This is a genomic window from Thalassospira lucentensis (assembly GCF_032921865.1).
GTDB classification, from domain to species: Bacteria; Pseudomonadota; Alphaproteobacteria; order Rhodospirillales; family Thalassospiraceae; genus Thalassospira; species Thalassospira lucentensis_A.
Genome location: NZ_CP136684.1, coordinates 3531831 through 3551963, shown reverse-complemented (window position 1 = coordinate 3551963; position 20133 = coordinate 3531831). Strand labels below are relative to the sequence as shown.

General features: G+C 53.8%; 15 protein-coding genes. 1 reads left to right on the top strand and 14 read right to left on the bottom strand.

Annotated elements, in window-relative coordinates:
• The first annotated feature begins 146 nt into the window (after positions 1 to 146).
• Entirely contained in the window at positions 147 to 1217 is a 1071-nt protein-coding gene (locus tag R1T41_RS17190; RefSeq protein ID WP_317338107.1) for an HD-GYP domain-containing protein, read from the top strand.
• Here the strand turns inward: R1T41_RS17190 and rfbC are convergent.
• From rfbC to R1T41_RS17120, 14 genes are all read right to left on the bottom strand, one after another.
• On the bottom strand, positions 1193 to 1816 hold the full coding sequence (rfbC, locus tag R1T41_RS17185; RefSeq protein WP_317338106.1) for a dTDP-4-dehydrorhamnose 3,5-epimerase: 624 nt from the start codon (positions 1814 to 1816) through the stop codon (positions 1193 to 1195). The two genes, R1T41_RS17190 and rfbC, sit on opposite strands and share 25 nt — an antisense overlap.
• Positions 1817 to 1827: 11 nt before the next feature.
• Positions 1828 to 3018, bottom strand: coding sequence for a hypothetical protein (locus tag R1T41_RS17180; protein WP_317338104.1), 1191 nt, complete (start codon positions 3016 to 3018; stop codon positions 1828 to 1830).
• An 82-nt stretch (positions 3019 to 3100) separates the two neighbouring features.
• Complete coding sequence (locus R1T41_RS17175; RefSeq protein ID WP_317338102.1) at positions 3101 to 4306, bottom strand: polysaccharide pyruvyl transferase family protein; 1206 nt, start codon at positions 4304 to 4306, stop codon at positions 3101 to 3103.
• 96 nt (positions 4307 to 4402) lie between these two features.
• Positions 4403 to 5401 carry a UDP-glucose 4-epimerase GalE gene (galE, locus tag R1T41_RS17170; RefSeq protein WP_297014609.1) on the bottom strand — a complete coding sequence of 333 codons (999 nt, stop codon included), beginning with the start codon at positions 5399 to 5401 and terminating at the stop codon, positions 4403 to 4405.
• A gap of 99 nt (positions 5402 to 5500) precedes the next feature.
• Positions 5501 to 6691 carry a polysaccharide pyruvyl transferase family protein gene (locus R1T41_RS17165; protein ID WP_114110357.1) on the bottom strand — a complete coding sequence of 397 codons (1191 nt, stop codon included), beginning with the start codon at positions 6689 to 6691 and terminating at the stop codon, positions 5501 to 5503.
• A gap of 36 nt (positions 6692 to 6727) precedes the next feature.
• Positions 6728 to 8050: a glycosyltransferase family 4 protein gene (locus tag R1T41_RS17160; RefSeq protein WP_062959706.1), complete on the bottom strand. Its 1323-nt coding sequence runs from the start codon at positions 8048 to 8050 to the stop codon at positions 6728 to 6730.
• Complete coding sequence (locus R1T41_RS17155; RefSeq protein WP_062949222.1) at positions 8037 to 10229, bottom strand: glycosyltransferase family 2 protein; 2193 nt, start codon at positions 10227 to 10229, stop codon at positions 8037 to 8039. Before R1T41_RS17155 ends, R1T41_RS17160 begins: the two co-directional genes overlap by 14 nt.
• Before the next feature lie 159 nt (positions 10230 to 10388).
• The gene (locus tag R1T41_RS17150) at positions 10389 to 11174 is read right to left on the bottom strand and encodes a hypothetical protein (protein ID WP_317338096.1); all 786 of its coding nucleotides are present in this window, start codon (positions 11172 to 11174) and stop codon (positions 10389 to 10391) included.
• A gap of 21 nt (positions 11175 to 11195) precedes the next feature.
• Positions 11196 to 12458 carry a glycosyltransferase family 4 protein gene (locus R1T41_RS17145; protein WP_317338095.1) on the bottom strand — a complete coding sequence of 421 codons (1263 nt, stop codon included), beginning with the start codon at positions 12456 to 12458 and terminating at the stop codon, positions 11196 to 11198.
• On the bottom strand, positions 12455 to 13300 hold the full coding sequence (locus R1T41_RS17140; protein ID WP_317338092.1) for a class I SAM-dependent methyltransferase: 846 nt from the start codon (positions 13298 to 13300) through the stop codon (positions 12455 to 12457). The genes R1T41_RS17145 and R1T41_RS17140 overlap by 4 nt, the downstream gene beginning before the upstream one ends.
• On the bottom strand, positions 13297 to 15549 hold the full coding sequence (locus R1T41_RS17135) for a glycosyltransferase (RefSeq protein WP_097050407.1): 2253 nt from the start codon (positions 15547 to 15549) through the stop codon (positions 13297 to 13299). Before R1T41_RS17135 ends, R1T41_RS17140 begins: the two co-directional genes overlap by 4 nt.
• Before the next feature lie 69 nt (positions 15550 to 15618).
• Positions 15619 to 16413, bottom strand: a complete 795-nt coding sequence (locus tag R1T41_RS17130; RefSeq protein WP_317338090.1) for a calcium-binding protein — start codon at positions 16411 to 16413, stop codon at positions 15619 to 15621.
• A 331-nt stretch (positions 16414 to 16744) separates the two neighbouring features.
• The gene (locus R1T41_RS17125) at positions 16745 to 18127 is read right to left on the bottom strand and encodes an HlyD family type I secretion periplasmic adaptor subunit (protein ID WP_062949233.1); all 1383 of its coding nucleotides are present in this window, start codon (positions 18125 to 18127) and stop codon (positions 16745 to 16747) included.
• The gene (locus R1T41_RS17120; protein ID WP_062949234.1) at positions 18124 to 19914 is read right to left on the bottom strand and encodes a type I secretion system permease/ATPase; all 1791 of its coding nucleotides are present in this window, start codon (positions 19912 to 19914) and stop codon (positions 18124 to 18126) included. Before R1T41_RS17120 ends, R1T41_RS17125 begins: the two co-directional genes overlap by 4 nt.
• Positions 19915 to 20133: the final 219 nt, after the last annotated feature.

The following is a 20133-nucleotide window of genomic DNA, read 5'->3' as shown; positions in this document are numbered from 1 at the left end:
GTGGCTTATAATTGCTTGATAAAATTCTTATATTCAAACGAATATCAAAGATAAAATCAGGCGGAAACCACTGTTATGGCCACAAATTGAACACCGGCACCCCCAACATACTGCATGTCGTTTGCGAAAGAGATCGCACTGATTTGATGCCGGCATCCCTGCTTGGCTTCGACATCCGCACATCATCGATGGCAGATAAAATTCCGCTGGATGCCGATACCATCGTACTTGATGTCGACCTTGGCAACGGTGAAAACATCGCCAAGCTTGCTGCATTCCGCAAGGCTGCCCCTGCCCGGTGCAAACAGATTTTCGCGATTACAAAAGGCAACCTACAGGAAGAATTGCAGGCAACCACCCTTGGCGCACGCAAGACGATCCACAGGCCGGTAGGCGATGCCGGACTGGCAAAGATCATCGAAGACATTCGTGAAACGGCGGGGATACTCACCCCGACAGCCAGCAAGGCCGTCAACGGGGCCGCAAAAACACTTGAAAATACCTTCGCCCGGTTTACCACCAACAAACCGGTTGATCTTGGCGAGGTTGCGGCAACCGGCGAAGAAATCGCCAAGACCATTAGCAATATTGGCGTTAATGAATGGCTATCCACTGTACGGGCCTATCACCATACGACATTTCAGCACATTCTGATCGTAACCGGATTGGCCTGCGCATTTGCGACCAATATGGGGATGCGCAAGGCAGATATTGAAAAACTGACGACCGCAGGACTACTGCATGATATCGGGAAGGTGGATATACCTGCGTCAATCCTTGATAAACCGGGCAAGCTGACAGCAGAAGAGTTTGATGTCATCCGCACCCATCCGGGGGCAGGATATAAATTTCTGGCCCGGCAGGACGGCATTGCCGAAGATGTTCTGGATGCCATCCTGCATCATCACGAATTTCTGAATGGCAGCGGGTATCCTGACGGTCTGGCAGGTGACCAAATTCGCGATCTGACGCGTATTCTGACCATCTGTGACATTATGGGCGCTCTGCTGGAACGTCGCACCTACAAGGAACCCTTTACCGTCGCGGAATCACTGGCAATTCTTTTACAAATGGCCAATGACGGCAAACTGGAAATGGTTCTGGTCCATGCCTTGGGCAGGACACTGGAAAAGAATGTCAATTCCATTCAGCAAACGCCGGATGAAAGCCTGATTGCCCTGGCACCGCTTTATCAGTCGCCCGTCGAAGCCCGATAACGCCCTATACCATGCACCATCGCCCGGTTCGCCTCCGCAGCCCGGGCAACATCTATCGAAAACAGCTCGACCAGTGCTGGTTGATCTTTGTCCTTTTCCGATAATACCGGCTGTTGCCCGTACAGTTCCCAGTCAATGTGAAGATCAGGGTCATTCCAGGCGATCCCGCGATCATGCTCGGGACTGTAATAATCCGATACCTTGTAAATCACGGTCGTATCGGGACGCATCGTGCGAAAACCATGCGCAAATCCCGGCGGGATCCATAGCTGATACCAGTTTTCTTCGGACAGCTCGATCTTGATATGCTGACCGAATGTCTGTGAATGCGGGCGCAGATCAACAGCGATATCCATGATCGCTCCGGTGGTCACGCGCACCAGTTTCCCTTGCGCGCGCGGTTCGGATTGATAATGCAAGCCCCGAATGGTGTTGACCGGTTTGCTGATCGACTGGTTTTCCTGCACCAATGTCACATCGCCAATTGCCGCACGAAATTCATCCTCGCGAAAGGTCTCGGCAAATGTCCCGCGCGGATCACGATGACGGTTCGGTACAAACAGCACCGGCCCGTCAATATCAAAGCGATCAAATTCCATGGCCTTGTCCTTTACTTCGTAATGGAAACGGGGAACCGCACCAATTGCCGTGGCACCCGCCACTTTCCGTTATGGGGCTTTGGGATCAGACGGACGAAAACGAGGCTGGCCTCGTCATCGACGGTGCTGAAAAGCCGGTCCTGGCTGTCTTCGTCAATCATGGTGGCATAGGCGGCAAACGGGTCCCCCGGCCCGGCATCGGGATCAAGATCCTCATCAAGCAGAAACTTCGGCTCCGACCAGTTTTTCATATCCGGCGATGTCGAATAAAACATGCCGTGCCGATCCGTGCCGTCCTTGTTGCGTTGACGGTGCTGATAGATCGCGATGAAGGTATTTGTACCTTCATGCCTTACAAACCCGCGGATCGACGTAATTCCCTTGGGGCCGACGCGCGCGCAATCGGTTTGCTGTATCTGCCATCCCTGATCGGTCAGGTTTGCGGCCTCAATAAAGTCATTACCGTCCCATACCTGCCAGCTTGACGGATCATTGGCAGGTGCTCGCACCAGACAATTGCGCGAGTTTTTCCATTCCTCCTCGCGACGCCAGACAATCGCATACAGATAATTCTGCCAATTGATGATGTTGGTGACCGTCACATAGCTTGGTGCACGCTTCCGATCATCCCGATACGGTTCCGGCGGCGGGAAAGGTGCATGATGGGGCGGCTGACCAAGATAATCGAACGTCTTCCCACCATCGGTCGATTTCAGCGTCACCAATCCATTGATCCAGCAATCAATCCGCTTTGTCCGTCCCTTGCAGGGCATTTCGTGACGATACGGCATGAAACTGGCACTGCCGAGTGCGTAAACATTTCTTCCATCTTTGGTGTAAATTGCATGGATCCAGGTGCGATCATCCAAAAGATCGGGCTGCGCTTTCCCGGCGGCCATGAACCGGCTGTCACAATCGGGTTTCAGACTGTCAAAGCCATAACCAACAAAAGCACGGTTTTGGAAATTTGGCGCAAACAGGATCATGCGCCCCCTGTCATCACGAAATGCGCGCGCGGGCGCGTCGGGCAAATGATGCGAATCACATCCCGCAACATCGCTATCAAAAATGATCTTTTCCGGCCCGGTGACTTTAAGTTCCAGCGCCGCAGAATTCGGTGATGAGAATGCAAGGATGCCGCCGCCTGACAGCACTGTTGCAATCAGGATCGTCGCGTAGCGGATATGCGATCTGTTTAACACTTATCCATCCATGGCCGTTCAAAATGAAAAGAAAACCGGGCATGACCGGAACTAGGAAACCGGCCATGCCCGAGCAGCATGGTTACGCCGCCTCAACCACGTATGGGGTCGGGGTAGTGCCGAGGCGATGTGCCATGCCGTTTTCTTCGAGGAAGGTTTTCAGTTCGCCAAACCGCATCTGGTAGGTTTCCTCGAAATGGCCGAAATCTGCCTGATCCCATGCTTCTTCGAAGGAAAATTTGTCGATATAGCGACCGTCGACATGCGGAATACCAAGCGTTTTGACAAACTCACGGGTCCGCGTGTCATAGGTGATGTAAAGGGCTGGCACCTCATTGGCGAGCGCCAGAAGATTGCCGTGCAAACGGAACCCGGTCACAGCATCAAGATGCCGCTCGGCTTCCTCGAAATCAGCCACCGTCTCGAATACTGCGAGTGACGATTTATAAATTTGCAATAACGGATCCGTTTCACCGTATAACCAGCCTTCTGTAATGAGCTGATTGACGGCCTTTGACATCACTTCATCCGCATTGGCAATCTGGTTGCAGCGCGCATAGAAGATCGCCTTTTCTTCCAGCTCGCCGGCACAAAGAAGTTCGGTTTGATATCGTTCGGCGAGTGTCCGAATCAGATATCGTTGAAACATGACGCATCTGGGTGTTTTGCGCCGCAGGGTAAAGCCAAGTTTTTTGATATCGGTCGACTTGAGACGCGGCAGCGTCAGTTTCGGTTTGCAGTGTCGAAATGCCGTCGGGCATCCAAAAATACGGACATTTTTGATCCCGATCGAATTCAACGCTTTTTTTGAAAGATGGCCGCGCACGCCAAGAGTGGTTGAACGATGCGAAACGACCTGCAAAAAGCGCTTGGTCGATTCATTGACATATTCTTCCGAATTATCAGGGGTCTGCACACCGATCCCGAATGCGATAACCGGAACATTGGTCTGTTCCAGGACACGTGTGATCGGATCCCATTGACCGTTGGTATGAATATAGTTCGATCCGCGCAAAAAGATGTAGTCGAGCTGATTGATATTCTCGACCTGAGCCGGTGTCAGGTCGCCGCTAGCCGGGGCATAAATGGGTTGCAGTTCAGCATAATCGAGAATTCGCAGGGACGAATCATAGACAAAGCAATCACCGATATTGCTGAAATGCCGCGTTGATTTTTCGGGGGAACCGAAATTATGCGTTACCACTCCTACATTCTCGACAACTCTGCCTGCCGGCATGAGAACGCCGATACGAGGTTTCTGGCCAGTTGAGGGGATATTCTGGCTCATGTCTGGTACTCCTGCTGTGGCGGTTCGGGCCTTTATTCAGTCCTTCTGAACCGCTTGCTCGTAATGGACGTTTCCTCCCTTTCTGGCGCGTGGGTGTTATGCGGCGTCAACCACCTGACGGGTTTTAAGGCTTTCTTCCCAATCAAGGGCGTGGCGCACAATCATCTCAAGATCATCATGTTTCGGCTCCCAGCCGAGCTTCTCGCGAACACGATCCGCACCCGCAATCAAGGCAGCCGGATCACCCGGGCGACGTTCAGCCAGTTTGACGGGGAAATCGACACCCGATACTTCCTTGACCGCTGAAATCACTTCCTTGACTGAAAAACCACGACCATAGCCGCAATTCATCACGTCGCTTTCACCGCCATTTTCCAGATATTCCAATGCAAGCACATGCGCATTGGCAAGATCTGAAACATGGATGTAATCTCGGATGCAGGTGCCATCCGGGGTCTCGTAATCTTCGCCATAGATTTCCAGATGCGAACGGACACCTGTTGCCGCCTGGCTGGCGATTTTGATCAGGTGGGTTGCCTTGCGTGATGTCTGCCCTGCCCGTCCTTTGGGATCGGCACCGGCAACATTGAAATAGCGCAACGCGACATAGTTCATGTCATGGGCAACGGATGCATCGGCCAGCATCTTTTCCGTCATCATTTTCGACGTGCCATAAGGCGAAATCGGTTTTGACGGGAAATCTTCAAGGATCGGGGTTTTGGCGGGTTCACCGTAAACACCCGCAGTCGAGGAGAAGATGAAATGCCGGATGCCCGCATCGACAGCAGCCTGTGCCAGAGCACGGGAATTCACCGTGTTGTTATAGTAATAATCAAGCGGATAAACCACCGATTCCGGCACGATGATCGATCCTGCAAAATGCATGATTGCCGTGACATCGTGATCCGCAACAAGCTTGCGAACCAGTTCATAATCACCGCAGTCACCTTCGACAAAGGCAGCCCCGGCCGGAACAGCCCAGCGATGCCCCTGACTGAGATTATCGAGGACGACGACCTTTCGCCCGGCATCCAGAAGTGCAAGCGCTGCGTGGCTACCGATATAACCTGCGCCACCCGTTACAAGTACAGTCATTGCCGTGTCTCCTTGTTATCGCTGTCCTTTTTCGGACATGCTTGTGGTGGCACAGTCATCCCGCCCGATACCGGTGCGGGATGACTGCACCGGGTTTGATCAGGCGACCTTGCGCTCGGGCTGAGCGTCTCGGGTCATTACATCGACCATTTTGTGATCGATATTGTTTTCCGTCAGGAACGTTGCCATCTCGCGATAGGTCTGGAACCAGGCGCGATTGAATTTGTCGAACAAATCCTGATTCCAGTAATCCTCGAGCACGAACTCCTTCTTCGAGAACACGTCATAGGACGGGATCTGATAGGTTTCGGCAAATTCGACTGTGCGGCTGTCATAGGTGAAATAGATCGACGGAACACCGTTCGACAGCGCCATCAGATTGCCGTGCAGGCGATAACCCAGAACACAGTCTTTCTGGCGTACAAGGTTTTCGTAATCGGCAACCACGTCGGAATAGAACATCTTGGAGCGATACAGGCGTTCCATCTCGTCATCCATGTACCATTTACCGACATTCGGATTGCCACGCAGCTCGGCAATGGCCTGTTCTTTCTGTTCGTCGGTGCCAAAGACCAGTTTCTTTTCTTCGGGTTCGCCCTGTGCCATCAGTGTGACATTATCGAACCGGTGCGCGAGGTCCTTGACCAGATCACGGTGGAAGGTCAGATAACGTTCGATATTCTGTGCATAGGACGATGAAACTTCGCGGCGAAGCGTGATACCGACATTCTTGACCGTATCGAGTTCCGGCAGCTTTATACGCATATTCGGATTGTTCGAACGGAAGGCAGTCGGGCAACCGACAATACGCACATTGCGAATGCCGATATCCCACAGAACCTGCGCGGTATAGGCACCACGCACCCCGATAGACGTGGTTGAATCTGCCATCATGTGCAGAACGGTTTTCGTCTGTTCGGACAGATTGATCTTGCCTTTGACCGGGGCCTGAGCGCCCAAGCCAAAACCGAGAACCGGCAGGCGTAAACGTTCAAGTACCTCAATGGTGTTGCGCCAGTCCATCTGGGAATGGATGTAATTCGACCCGCGCAGGAAGACATAGTCATATTCCTCGCGCAGCTTGTCGATCTGGGCCATATCCGGGTTGGCAATCTCGACAACGCCAAGCTTTTCAAAATTCATCAGTTTCAGCGACGAATCATATACGAACGCATCGCCAATATTGTGATAGTGATCGATATAGCGTTGAATCTGCTGATAATTGTACCAACGGACGCTGTCGTGGTCGTAGACTTCGCCCGATGGAATCATTACGAGAACGCGCGCCATAGTGTTTCTCCTTGGCTAGGTGACTTCTGATTATCGTTATGCCGTGCTGGCGACGGAGTGCTGCGACACAGGAGTCACAGACATCGGGCGGGTCTCGAGAACCTCCCGGTACTGCGCGAGATGTTGCTCGGCGCAATCGATATAGGTCGGCGGGCGTGGAATTCCCTCGCGCATCCGATCCCAGATTTTGTTGTCGGTAAGGGCATCGACAAGACGGTCAGCAAGGTCTTCGGCACTGCCAACACGGAAATGCAGACCATTAACACCGTCGGTGATTTTTTCAGCCATGCCACCGATATTCGAACAGATCATCGGCCGCCCGTGGAAGAAGGCTTCCTGGATGACGATCGGGGAATTTTCCCACCAGATCGACGGAATGATCGTCCAGTCGGCAAGCTCCATCAGTTTGGGCATTTCGCTGTTCTGATAGGCGCCATAGAACCGGACACGTTCACCGGCCTTCTCGATCAGGTCGTGAACTTTTTCCTGATATTCAATGGGTTGCCGCTCAAGGTTACCACCAAAGATCATCATGCGGGCATCATCACCCCAGATGTCGTCAGGTACGCGCCCCACTGCATCAAGCAGAATGTCCGCCCCCTTGAACATGGTCAGTTGTCCGAAAAATGCGAAACGCGACCGGCGCGGCTGCGCCTTGGATAACGGGCGTGTATTTGCCGCTTCCTTCACGTCCAAGCCGTTCTCGATCACCGACATCTTGTCACGATCCAGCCCCCAGTCGACAAACCGGTCGGCGAGAAAATCGCTGGGCGAAACATAATGGTCGGCCAGATTAAGCATCGCCTTGATGAACCGTTCCCGACGCAGGAAGGACGCCGGCGAGATATTCTGGAAACAGCCATTGCATTCGATCGGGCTGGCCCGGTTGCAAAGCTTCGTGCCACCGCTTTTGACCATCTGCCCATGGTTGTGGCAGATCGTCAGGAATTCATGGAAGGTAAAGAAGATCGCAGCATCGGGCATGGCTTCTCGGATCGCATAGATCGTTTCAAGACCAAGGCCAAGATAGTGATGGAAATGCACCACATCGGGCTCGTAATCACGTACGAACCGCAGCAAATCGCGGTCTATTTCATCGGTATTCCCGTTCGACAGCAGAAAATGATCATAATTTTCAGCGTGATACAGGATTTCATTATCCTTCTGGCGCAAACTCATCAGTGCTGACGCACCGTGGCGCGGCACCGGATGACCGACACGGGCCAGATAGAAACTTTCCACCCCGTCCAGTTCGTTCAAACCTTTATGCAGGTTGTAGGAGGCCACTTCGGCCCCGCCCAGCGACATGCTGGGATGTCCGTGCGAAATGATGAGGACACGCAGGTCAGTCGACGGCATGATTGTGGCTCCGCAAATTTGAGACGACCAATGACCAGCGGCGATCAAACGCCCAGCGGTCAAGACGATGCGAAAGTTCCTCCCAGGCGGGTGCGCTTGTTATCGATTGTTCGCTCCCCAGGACTTCGATTTCAGGAATCCACCATGACGCGGTTCCGCCCATGCGGAGTTTCAGAGCGAGATCGAGCCCCTTCTCCGACGGACCTATATAGCCACGGGTAAAGCCGTTGATGTCTTCAAAAGCCTTGCGTGGCATGATGCAGCATTCTGGAGTTCCGGCGCTGACTTCCGTCGGTTCGGCATCAGACAGAACCGCACGCGGATAGCCGACATACCGATCCGATAGATACTGCCCGTCGACATCGCCTTCGATCCATGTACCTGCCCAACGGACAGAGTCATCTTCAAACAGGATCGTCGGGCAGACGACGCATTTACTGCCCCGCTTGCGATAAGCCGTGAGTAAAGGTTCGAACCATCCCGTGTCGTGCGGCAGAATATGGGCGGAAACAAGGGCAATCGTCTCGGAATTGGTTGAAGCAACCCCGACTTCAAGCGCGTCGCAGAAATCTTCGACACCCTCGGCAAATACGATGCGGACATTAAGCTTGTAAAAGGCTGCCAGTCGCATCATGTCGCTTCCGACCTGATCGAAGCTTTCAGCAGGTCCGGCAATCACAATCGGCAGATGACGCGTGACTTCATCGAGCCCCAGCAAGGCAATTGTCACACCGATATCGCTAATCGTATCGTCAACACCAACTATCAGGGTAACCGGCGCATCTTCATCGAAATTGCCGATATCATGAGTATCAATAGCGAACGGGCTTTGCGCCGTCATGTTCTGCAACATCGGGCCAAACTGGCGTTCGATACTGTTTGAAGCAGTAACCGAACGCGGGTCAAGGGACGGCAAAACACGCGATAAAGCCTGTCGTGCCGATGCGCGGGTCGGATTTAGCGGACAATAGGCGGGAAACGCATCAGATATGGCCAGTTCCAGATAAACCGGCTGATCGGATGCCGGGGTATCTTCCAGCGGACAGAACACCAGAAAACCATGGCTGTTACGTGCCGGATTAAGCCCCGAGAACATCGGATCATTGACAAAGGCATTGGTGACATCAGGACGTGATTGGCGGGTCCATCGATCATCAATGCGAACCGCTTCACCACCAACGCGCAACATGACGGTTTCAACCGCGCGGTCAGGATCCAGCATCCAGCCGGAAACCAGAATGCCACTGCCTTCGATTACCAGCGAAAAATCAATCCCGATACGTACAGGCCGATCCAGTTCAGAAACAGTATCGCGTCCGTCAAATCGATGGGCTGCCATACGGATCTGTTCAAGAATATTATCGGGTGCCTTTACCCGATCCAGAACAGAACGAATATGCGCAGGTACGTCTGGCAATGCGACCAATACGCGCTGCTGATAAACCTCGATCGAAAACCAGCCATCACGACCACGGAAATAAACGCGTTGCAGCTTGTTTGGATTGATTCGGGTATCGCCGGCCATAAGCCCTGTAACGCCCGTGGCATGTTCGCCAAGATCATCACGCACGAACTCGGCACTCGTTAGCTCGGCCAGAACCGGGCCTTCGTCGATTGCAATAACGCGAGTACGCCCGGTAGGGAAGTTGCTGGACCAGCCCTGTATGTAAATATCGCCTTCTTCCAGACCGCCAAGAACTTCGATAAAACCGTTACTGCGTGCAGCAATTCGAACAAGAGCCGCCACAGTGCGCAGACGTTTCTTGTTAGGATTGCCTGCCAGAAGGGCTTCAATAACGCCATCGATCACGGTGGCAAATGCCGCCCCGGATTGTTCGGCCACGGCAGACAGAATGGATTCAAGTCCCTGCGACCGGCTTTCAATCCGGTACTCTCCGGGTTGTCCCGGCGCCTTGAACAGGGCCGTTTTCAAGCGGCGCTGCGAGACATTCTGCATCGGTAGAAGTGCAACAAAACCATAAGCAGCTTCAGGCGGGCCATCGGCACGGCGCCAGCTGATGATCGATGCCTGAACCTTGGCATCGGATTGACCGTTCAGGAATACATCGATTGTCGCCGGCATCGCAGCACCGACACCAGCCATAAGCGCAAGCCCGTCATCGACCAAAGCAGCCACAACGGTCCTGCCGTCCAGCGGCATTCCAGACGGTTCAGTCATGCCCTGCCCTCCTTGTCATTTCTTGTGGTTGTGAATTGAAAAACAGCTCGGCCCAACCCGACGACAGCGTCATTCCAAATGATGGCACTGTAGAATTTGCATTCGTGGCACTTTCAAACAATTGGCTAAGATCTGTGGTACGCACCATAATACCCTGCCTCACCACACCATCGCGCCGATGGAAATCCCGACGGTCACACCGATCAGGCAGGCCAAAACCAAAAGCGGTGTTTTCAGGTCGTTGCGATGCTGCTCGGTAAGTGCGGAAAGCCGTTCGTCGAAGCCGCCAAGTGACTTGTCAAAACGGACAAGGAAAACTTCGAGTTCCTCGACACGACTGTTCAATTCTTCCTGCCCGGTACGCACCAGTTTCACACCGGCTTCGATCCCGTCATCGGCAGATGCCAATTCATCCATACGCCTGGATGCGTCAACAAGACGCTTGGCTGCTTCGCGTTGACCATTTTGCAAAATGTGCTGGGCCGCCAGCAGCCGGTCAAGCCGGTCCAAAATCTTGCTAAGGGGTGCATTAACCGCTGATTGCGCCTGCTGTTCGCTTTGCGACGGAATGCGCAATTCGATCTGATCACCGGTTTCCGGTGTAATTGCAAAAACGGTAACATTTTCAACGCTGGCTAACGCTGCTTCGGGTAGCTCTGCCTCGAACGCATGGGCACCATCGCCAATACCGTTACGACGAAGATCAACACGCTCGTTTTCGGCTTTCACGCGCAGCAGGGTATGCCCGTTCAGACGCACGATAACCTCAATGCGCACATCCGGACGTTCCGGGGACCACACCCAGCCAAACAGACGTTCGCGGTCAATTGCGTCAACACGGCCCTCGATGGTCGGGATAGCCTGCTCGGCATCGGCCTTTACCGCGTCATTGGCAACCGGTTTTGCAGACGTCGTCTCTGTCAGGTCTTTCTGGGCAATCGCCATGAATGCCTCCTTTTATCAGTGTCAGGCCGCGACGAAATCGGGACGAATCATCTTGCGGAACAGCACGAGGTGCTTTTGCGCGACGTCGTCGATGGCGGTCGCCGGGCGCACATGGCCCGACAGCTTTTTCCAGAGTTTCGGATTGGTGGCGCAGTCCTTCATCACACGGGCCAAATCGGCCGGATCATCGGCACGCACATGAATGCCGTCATGCCCGTCACGGACCATTTCAGCCATGCCACCGATGCCGCTTGTGATGACGGGACGGCCATGCTGGAATGCTTCCTGAATGACCAGCGGGGCATTTTCCCACCAGATTGACGGCACAACGACCCAGTCGACCAGTGACATCAGTTCCGGAATATCAGCCCGTTCATAGGCCCCCATCCGGTGTATTTTCGAACCGGCCACCTCGAAAAGACCGTCGATCTTTTCATTGAAGGCAACCGTCTGGAACGGTGCAGCGCCATGAACGCGCAGTTCGAAATCGACATCATCGGCGGCCAGTTTCTGGCTGGCTTCAAGTAGCACATCCGCACCTTTCCAAGGGTTCAGGTTGCCGAAGTAACCGAATACATTGGGCATACCCGTGCCCATATCGCGTTTCGGCGCAGCAGGAACCGGCGGACGGCCATTGTGCATGACCTCGATCTTTTCCGGATTGATACCCCAATCGATGTAACGGTCACGCAGGAACGCACTGGGCGACAGGAACCGGTCGACAACACGCAGATGATTGCGCAGATTGACCGACCGCATCGAAAAACGATCCGGTGCAATGCCATCCAGTCCACAACGTTTGCCGATACGATCTGCTTCCAGATAACGCTGCCGCGTGCCGCGATGGATCATCAGTCCGTCATTAGGACAGATCGGATAATAGTCGTGCAACGTCATCACGATCTGGCAATGCGGCAGAACACGCCGGATCAGCATCGGCAGTTCGATCCCCCACAAGACCAGATGATGGATGTGCACCACATCCGGATCCCAGGTTTTCAGAAGCTCGGTGAAATTCGGCGCGACGGCATACAGGTCCGTCTGCGACATGTTGAACCGGTCAAAATGCCCGGCCCAGAACAGCATTTCATCGCCAGCATCATTAATCGCCTGAAAACTGGTTCCCGGACGGCGTTCACGGTGGATATCGTTGGTCGCACCGACAAAAATAGCTTCGCACCCTGCCCGCTTATAGGCATTGAAAAGATCGTGGGCGAAAATCTCGGTCCCGCCGGGATGCAGGTCGGGATGATTGTGTGCCAGAACCATGATACGGGGGTTCATGCGTTCCTCCGCGGTTTTTCAGCAATCAGGAAGTCCTGGTAATGGTCGGACTGATCGCCATGCCAGGTACCGAAACTTTTTGTCATCAGGCTAAATCCGGCGGCGCGCATCGCACCGTCGATAAAGCCATCGTCAAACCCCACAGCCGCCATCGGGTTTTCACCCTTGAGGTGCCAGCATGGCTGGTTTTCAAGTTTTTCCAGACTGGTCAAACGCGGGTCACAACCGGGCTTTGACAGCTCTTCCGGATCACGGATGACAAATGCTGTTAAAAACAGCTTCCCGCCCGGGCGCAGCACGCGAAACACCTCGGCGCAATAGGTTTCGATTTCTTCGGGCGGCAGATGGGTTGCCACCGAGATCATTGCCGTGAAATCGAATGCACCGTCCTGAAAAGGCAACCGCATGCCACGCCCGCCGATGGATCCTTCGGGATTGTACAGCGCGTTTTTGACATCCTGTACCTGGAAGCCAAAGTTGGAATAAACTGGCGAGATGGTTCGTTTGCACCACTCGATACCGTTCGCAACCGGATCAATGCCTTCGTAAATCGCCTTGTCCGCATCAAGATACTGGGTCAAAGGCACTGCCATCCGGCCAATACCGCACCCGATATCAAGCACATCGTGATCGGGCATCAACCCGGCACGGCGTACAAAATGCCCAAGGAATTCGGCACCGATGGCACGATAGTCGCCATCGCCGACAAAAACGGCTTCCTCAGGCGGCACCGGCAGAAAACGATTGGCGATGATCTGCTGGCAAAGCCAGTCAAGATGCTGTTCGCCTTTGGCCTCCAGTACCGGTTCATCGTGATTGGAAAATGCCAGAACCTGGCTCATGCCGCTTCTCCCTGGTCGTCATCATCCGAAACGCGGTTTTGCGGCCGGTTCTGCGGAACATCGTTTTCATGAAAATCTTCGAGCATGTCGCGCCAGCGCGAGGCATGAAGCCACGCATTGTATTGCGTCGCCACGCCGAGCATGTAATCGGTGTGGGTTGAAATCGACTTGCGCTCGAAATGATAAAGGCTGGCGTCGGGGACATATTTGATGTCGAAATCGGCCTTGCGGATCTTGAGGCACAGATCGCTGTCCTCGTAATCGCCGATCACGTAATCCTCGGTAAAGCCACCGACGTCATCGAATGCACCGCGATGCAGCAACATGCAGGCCCCGGTAATTCCCGGAACGGAACGTTCGATATTGGCATCAGGGAACTGGTCCGGAAGCCCCTTGTAGAAATGATGATTAAGCCACTGCCCGCGTTCATTTTTGGCAAAATACATTCCCGCGTGCTGCAACGAACCGTCTTCAAACAAAAGCTTCGGCCCCACGGCAGCGACTTCCTGTGGACCACCCATTTTCGATGCCAGCAATTCCAGCCAGCCGATCTGATGGGGAATGACATCGGAATTGAGCATTGCAATCAGGTCCGCACGGGCATGTTCCGCCCCGGAATTGCAGGCACGCGCATAACCACCGTTACGACTCATAACCACCAGACGCATCGGCATGTCGTAAAGCAGATGCAAACCGCGCAGAAGATGTTCGCATTCTTCCGCCTGTTCCGGGGAATCAAGCACATAGATCACGTCGCAATATTGCGAAATCCAAGGGTCACAGGCAAAGGCACCAACCTGCGCACGCAGAAAATCCAGGACCCGATACAGTGGTACGACAATAGAAACCGCCGGCTCCTTGCGCGGTTCACCGAACTCGATGGTCCGGTCAATCTTGGCTGCTGCCAGCAACTTCTGCTGCAAATCACCAATGACCGGTGACAGACAGTTTTCAATAATCTCGTCAGTCAAATGTTGCGGCGGGACCGCACGCAGGATGCGGGCCCGTGCCTCGGCCGGATCAATCGGCTGTGCTGTCGGCACCATCAGATGACGGCTGCCAGATGTCAGCCGCATCAAACTGCGCGGCTGCAGGATCGGCACCTGACTTTGGATTTCGCGATAAAATCCGACGAAACCGGTTGCCGAAACGGTACGATCATCATCCATGACATTACCGGCATAACGGTAGAAACCCTCGCCGAATGGGTGTGCCGTTCCCTTGCTGTCAAGAATATCGATCCCGGCAATCATTTCAGCCGGATCACGATACCAACCGCCAATCAGGGTGCCGCGTGCCGTGGTTACGGCAAGGTCGACCTCGCCGCTCGGCAATCCGCCGCCACCGGTTACCCGCTGGCTTGAAAGCGGACACCGCAACTGGAATTCAAGGGCGGCCTTCCGGGCCTTGGTGTCGCCACGAGCCATCGCGCCGATGATATATTCGCGCAGATCGGCATCGGATTTGCCGCGCGCCAGCCACCATCGCGACAACGAGGGCAAAACTGGCGTCGCCGCCAGATGGCGAATGGCCAGCGCGCGTCCGCCGGTCACGACGAGATAGGCACCGTTCTCGGTGCCGTCGCGATCAGCGATCATGTAGGTCTGTTTCTTGCCCTGCGGACCTTCGCTGCTTTCATGCGGCGGAAGCGCCAGGCGGCGGAAACCAAAGGAGGAAACGATGTAAACGGCTTCGATTTCGCCAAATGCCACCGGCAGCCCGGCCGAGATCAGGATTTGCTGATCGGACAGCTTCGCGACCGCTTTGGCGCGTTGGGGCGTATCGACAATTTCGGAAACCAGCTTATTGAGGAATATGGTGTAACTTTTGCTGCGGCGGGTGCGGAACATGCTGGCCCATGCACCAAGCAACGCAGACATCAGCGACAATCGCCCTGATGGCGTGACATCTTCCAGCAGCATACCTGCGCTGGCGAATTCAAAATCACCATCCGGATCAATTGTAATTTCATCTTTGCGGCCAAGGGTCCCTGCTTCAGCCAGAAATGAAACAGGTGCATCTTTGGGCCTGCGGATAACGCGCAGCAGGCGGGTTCCGCCGCCACCAAGAGGCAGACGCAATGTGGCTTGCGGCGAAATTGCTTTGCCTTCGGTAGTTTCAAGCTTGGGCACCGCCCACAAACGGGTCGGCATATCCCATATAAGAAGCAATGTTTCCGGGTTAAGCAGGCAAACTTCCGGCGCGTCACCGGTCGTCCGCACAGCTTCGGACGAGGCAAATTCGAGCATGGCGATTTTCACTTCACAAGAAGTTCAGGGTGACGCCCGCAACATAAGTTGCGGACGCCATCATTCGGATTACTGGACGCTGAAGAAGCTGTCCGGATTGTCCTGGACGTCTTCTGCATCGACATTGTTGAGGGTGATGGAATCCCCATTGCCAAGGTCGATAACAGTGTTGGCGCCATCCTGCGTTGCACGCGCAGCAACATCGTCGGCACTTTCGATGCCGGTGTCGTTGATGTTGTTGCTGATGGAAAGCATGTCTTCGCCAACCGTGAAGTCGAGTACGACGTCGTTACCGCCGCCACCGGTGAAGACAAAGGTATCGCTACCCGAGCCACCGATCATCAGATCGTCACCGGCACCACCGTCAAGGACATCGTCCCCTGCGCCGCCGAGCATAAGATCATTGCCTGCGCCGCCCTGGAGAACATCGTCACCAGAACCGCCCAACATCTGATCATTGCCTGCGCCGCCAAGCATGATGTCATCACCGGATCCACCGATCACGAGATCATCGCCTGCGCCGCCATCGAGGACATCATTGTCCGAACCGCCAAGCATGGTGTCGTCATCGGCACCACCTGACAGAACATCTTCACCGGAGCCACCCATCATCAGGTCGCTGCCGGAATCCCCCATCAGTACATCGTTACCCGATCCACCGAACAGGATGTCGCTACCTTCGCCACCAATGGCAACGTCGTTGCCTGCGCCACCGAACAGGACGTCATCGCCCTCTTCGCCGAACAGAACATCATCATTACCTTGTCCGAAGATTGTATCGTCACCGCCACGTCCAAAAATCACGTCGCTGAAACGAGACCCTAGAAGCGCATCATCAAAGGCGCCGCCTTCGAGAGTTGCCATGTAATCCTCCTTCGTGTCCCAACATTATTGACATCGCGGGGGTTATCCCCTCACGAGAGGTTGGCCGTTCCCTCAAGGCGCTAGAGGCCCCCTGAGATCGGCCACACAGCAACCCTATATTCTTTTCTTTTATCTTAGGAAGATATTCTCGTGTTTTTATTGTGTCAATATTATGGATTAAGGCATGAATTACATTATAATTCTTGAATTATTTCACAAGTATTCATTTTTTATTTGATTTATATTTAGTTTTATTTTTGAACAATACTTGAAAAGAAAAAGCCGCAGACGTTTCAATCTGCGGCTTTCGCGCCTGCAGCATTTCTGAAAATCAGTCCTCGCGGAACGCTTTGCTCATGCTTTCGGTGATCGGATCTACCAGATAGTCAATCGCCTTTCTGGGCGATTTCAGGATCAGAATATCTGCTGGCATACCCGGTCGAATTTCAATGTCATCGCGCTCTGCCAATGCACCAGGGTCAATTGCGGCCCGAACGATGTAATAGGAAGAATCGCGCTGCTCATCGACCGTCTGGTCTGCTGCAACATATTTAACCTCCCCATCAAGTGGTGCCAGGCGACGCTGACTATATGCCGTCAGTTTGATCTGGGCCTTTGACCCGACATGAACCGAATCAATATCCTGGCGATTGATCATCGCCTCGATCAAAAGCGGCTCGTCTTCGGGGATAATATCCATGATCGGCTCTGCCGGACTGATCACACCGCCCGGTGTGCGGACCTGAATATTGGCGACAGTACCGGCCTGCGGTGCCTTGACCTCCAACCGGTTCAGGACATCCTCGCTGGCACGAAGACGCTGGCTGACATCGTTCAGTGCCAGTTGGGCTTCCTGAATTTCAGTTGCTATGTCGCTTTGCCATTCCATTTCAATCGACGCAAGATTGATTTCAGCTTCGGCTTTTTGCTGTTCTGCTGCGGCTTTTTGCGCCTTGAACTCGCCCATATCGCCGACAAGATCTGACCAGTTATTCTCGATTTCGACCAACTGGGTACGCGTTGCGAATCCCTTCTCGGCCAACTGACGAATGCCTTGCAATTGCTCGGCAACCAGCTTTTCCTGCCGGGTGCGGGCATTGATCTGGGAATCAAGCGCACGGGCCTCGGCGTCAAACTGTTCTATCTGTTTGGCCTGAGCATTCCGTTTGGCCTCATAAACCTCGTTACGCTTGCCAAACAGACGCTTTTCATCCTGCAAGATGTCATCAACATATTCCTGTTTCGCATCCATCAATTGCTGCGGAAAGTTGATTTGGTCGCGACCTTCCTGCTCCGCACGAAGGCGTGCAAGTTTTGCAAGAAGTCCATATCTTTCGCCGCGCAACTGCCCGAGTTCGGACTCGCTTCGCGTCCCGTCAAGCAGCATCAAAACCTGGCCCTGCTTTACGCGTTCCCCTTCCTCGACCAGCAGCTTTTTCAAAATGCCGCCCTCGAAATGGTTCACGACCTTTTTGCGGGAATCCACGATTACCGAACCTGACGCAACCGCAGCGCTATCAAGTTCAGCTGTAAAAGCCCAGGAAAAGAAACCGCCAAACCCAACAGCGATCACAATAATACCTGCCATGATCGGCTTGCGCAGACTTTGGCGAGACGCCGTCCTCTCTTCATCAAGCACCTGATACCATGCAGGTTGCGGATCTTCCGGGATCATGACCTCGCCACGATCATCGACATTGATTACACGGTTCATGCCGCACCCCCGTTTTGCTGATTGCGTTTGATCGACGGCAGGCTTTTGATGTCATTGTCATCCTGCGTCATCGAACGGATCACATCGGTGCGTTCACCAAATTGCTTGACCCGACCATCCTGCATGACAAGCAGCTTGTGGGCGTATTGCATGATGCTTTGGCGGTGCGCGATCAGCACCACCATCGCCCCCGCATCCGCAGCCTGACGTACCGCCCGTATCAGAGACGCCTCGCCTTCGGCATCAAGATTGGCATTAGGTTCATCCAGTACCAGAAGACGGGGCCAGCCATACAATGCACGTGCAAGCGCGATGCGCTGCTGCTGCCCGCCGGACAATGTATGCCGCCCGGCCCCGATCGGCGTGTCATAGCCCAACGGCAAACGACCGATCATTTCATGAACGCCAGCCGCACGGGCTGCATCAATCACCTTGCGCGGATTTGCCTCGCGCATGCGACCGATGTTTTCACGGATGGTTCCGTTCAGAAGTGACACGGATTGAGGAAGATAACCGACCATGTTGCCAAACGATCCGCGTTCCCAAAGATAGGTACTGTGCCCGTCAAGGAACACACCGCCTGCCGTCGGCTTTGCAGCCCCCACCAGAACACGTGACAGGGTTGACTTACCCGCTGCGGATGGCCCGACCACCCCGAGGATTTCGCCGGGATTAAGGTCAAAATTCACACCGCGCAAAACCGGAACATTAGATCCCGGCACCGCATAAACCAGATTGTCGACAACAAGCGGGCCTTCGGAACGCGGCGTTGGTTCGATCTCACGCTCGGACTGACGTTCTTCAAGGATATTTCGAATACGCTTCCATGACGACAGGGCTGAAACCCAAGCCCGCCAATCGCGGGTGACATTATCGAACGGCAACAGAAGACGCCCCATAATGACCGTACCGCCAATCATCGCGCCAGGTGTTGTTTCACCCTGAATGACAAGATATGCGCCCATCGCCAGCACACAAATCTGCATGCCGAAACGGGCGGAACGCGAGACAGAATACATCCCCTTGCTACGGGCATTACCGATATCAAGTAGCTCGCTGGCATGGATTTGCGATTGACGCCAACGCATTGCAAGAGCCGGCAACATACCCATCGCCTCGATGGCTTCGGCGTTTGATACGGTTGACCCGATATCGCCGATATTGCGCAGATTGGCGTCAGAACCCTCCTTGGTGATCTGGCGTACCAGCAAATCCCCCAACAGACTAAGCCCGATCAGGATCAGCACCGCCACAAGGCCGGCAATCCCGTAATACGGATGCAGGGCAAACATCACACCGAGGAAAATGGGCGACCAGATCGCTTCAAGCGGTGCACCAATGGTATTGCCATTGATAAAATTACGCAGATCGGACAGGTCGCGCAGAACCTGCGTCCCCTGTACCGACCCTTTTTCAAGCGCGACGCTCATTGCTGCCGAAATCGCAGGCAAGTTCAGGCGACGCAGTAATGATTTGGCCATTTCCTGAAAGATCAGGGCCCGAATGAAATCAAGGATGCCGTATAGAATGATAGCGCCGACCGCAATTGCCAGCAGCAATTTCAGCGTATCGGTGCTTTGACTGTTTATGACGCGATCATGCACCTGAAGCATGAAAAGCGGCACGGTCAGTTGCAGAACATTGATAAAGCCGCTCAGGACCCCGGCCCATCCAAGGCCACGAACAAAAGTGTATCTTGCCTCGCGGATGACGGACTTCGCATCCAGCGATGGTCTGACAGCTTTGCTTTCTGCGGTTTTTGGCGTGTTTTTACGACCAAAATGCATTGATTTTCATCCAATCAGCCAAAAGTCATAGTTTTTCCGCAATCTAATCACATAGTTGCGATGTCATGATGATCTACAATAAAATCAAATATGTCGATCTCATGTTCATGATCTGACAATGTAAAAACAGAAGAAGACGAAGTAATTTAAAAATAAAAATACTTTCAAATTACTTCGAAATTACGAGCAAACTGAGGGAAGAATTGGGCGTGCGGAAAA

What these genes read in the sequence shown, in the direction of transcription:
- R1T41_RS17150 (WP_317338096.1), bottom strand. Translation starts at nt 11,174, where the DNA reads ATGGCGATTGCCCAGAAAGACCTGACAGAGACGACGTCTGCAAAACCG.
- R1T41_RS17130 (WP_317338090.1), bottom strand. Translation starts at nt 16,413, where the DNA reads ATGGCAACTCTCGAAGGCGGCGCCTTTGATGATGCGCTTCTAGGGTCT.
- R1T41_RS17165 (WP_114110357.1), bottom strand. Translation starts at nt 6,691, where the DNA reads ATGGCGCGCGTTCTCGTAATGATTCCATCGGGCGAAGTCTACGACCAC.
- R1T41_RS17155 (WP_062949222.1), bottom strand. Translation starts at nt 10,229, where the DNA reads ATGACTGAACCGTCTGGAATGCCGCTGGACGGCAGGACCGTTGTGGCT.
- galE (WP_297014609.1), bottom strand. Translation starts at nt 5,401, where the DNA reads ATGACTGTACTTGTAACGGGTGGCGCAGGTTATATCGGTAGCCACGCA.
- R1T41_RS17125 (WP_062949233.1), bottom strand. Translation starts at nt 18,127, where the DNA reads ATGAACCGTGTAATCAATGTCGATGATCGTGGCGAGGTCATGATCCCG.
- R1T41_RS17190 (WP_317338107.1), top strand. Translation starts at nt 147, where the DNA reads ATGCCGGCATCCCTGCTTGGCTTCGACATCCGCACATCATCGATGGCA.
- R1T41_RS17160 (WP_062959706.1), bottom strand. Translation starts at nt 8,050, where the DNA reads ATGCCGTCGACTGACCTGCGTGTCCTCATCATTTCGCACGGACATCCC.
- R1T41_RS17145 (WP_317338095.1), bottom strand. Translation starts at nt 12,458, where the DNA reads ATGAACCCCCGTATCATGGTTCTGGCACACAATCATCCCGACCTGCAT.
- R1T41_RS17135 (WP_097050407.1), bottom strand. Translation starts at nt 15,549, where the DNA reads ATGCTCGAATTTGCCTCGTCCGAAGCTGTGCGGACGACCGGTGACGCG.
- R1T41_RS17140 (WP_317338092.1), bottom strand. Translation starts at nt 13,300, where the DNA reads ATGAGCCAGGTTCTGGCATTTTCCAATCACGATGAACCGGTACTGGAG.
- rfbC (WP_317338106.1), bottom strand. Translation starts at nt 1,816, where the DNA reads ATGGAATTTGATCGCTTTGATATTGACGGGCCGGTGCTGTTTGTACCG.
- R1T41_RS17120 (WP_062949234.1), bottom strand. Translation starts at nt 19,914, where the DNA reads ATGCATTTTGGTCGTAAAAACACGCCAAAAACCGCAGAAAGCAAAGCT.
- R1T41_RS17175 (WP_317338102.1), bottom strand. Translation starts at nt 4,306, where the DNA reads ATGAGCCAGAATATCCCCTCAACTGGCCAGAAACCTCGTATCGGCGTT.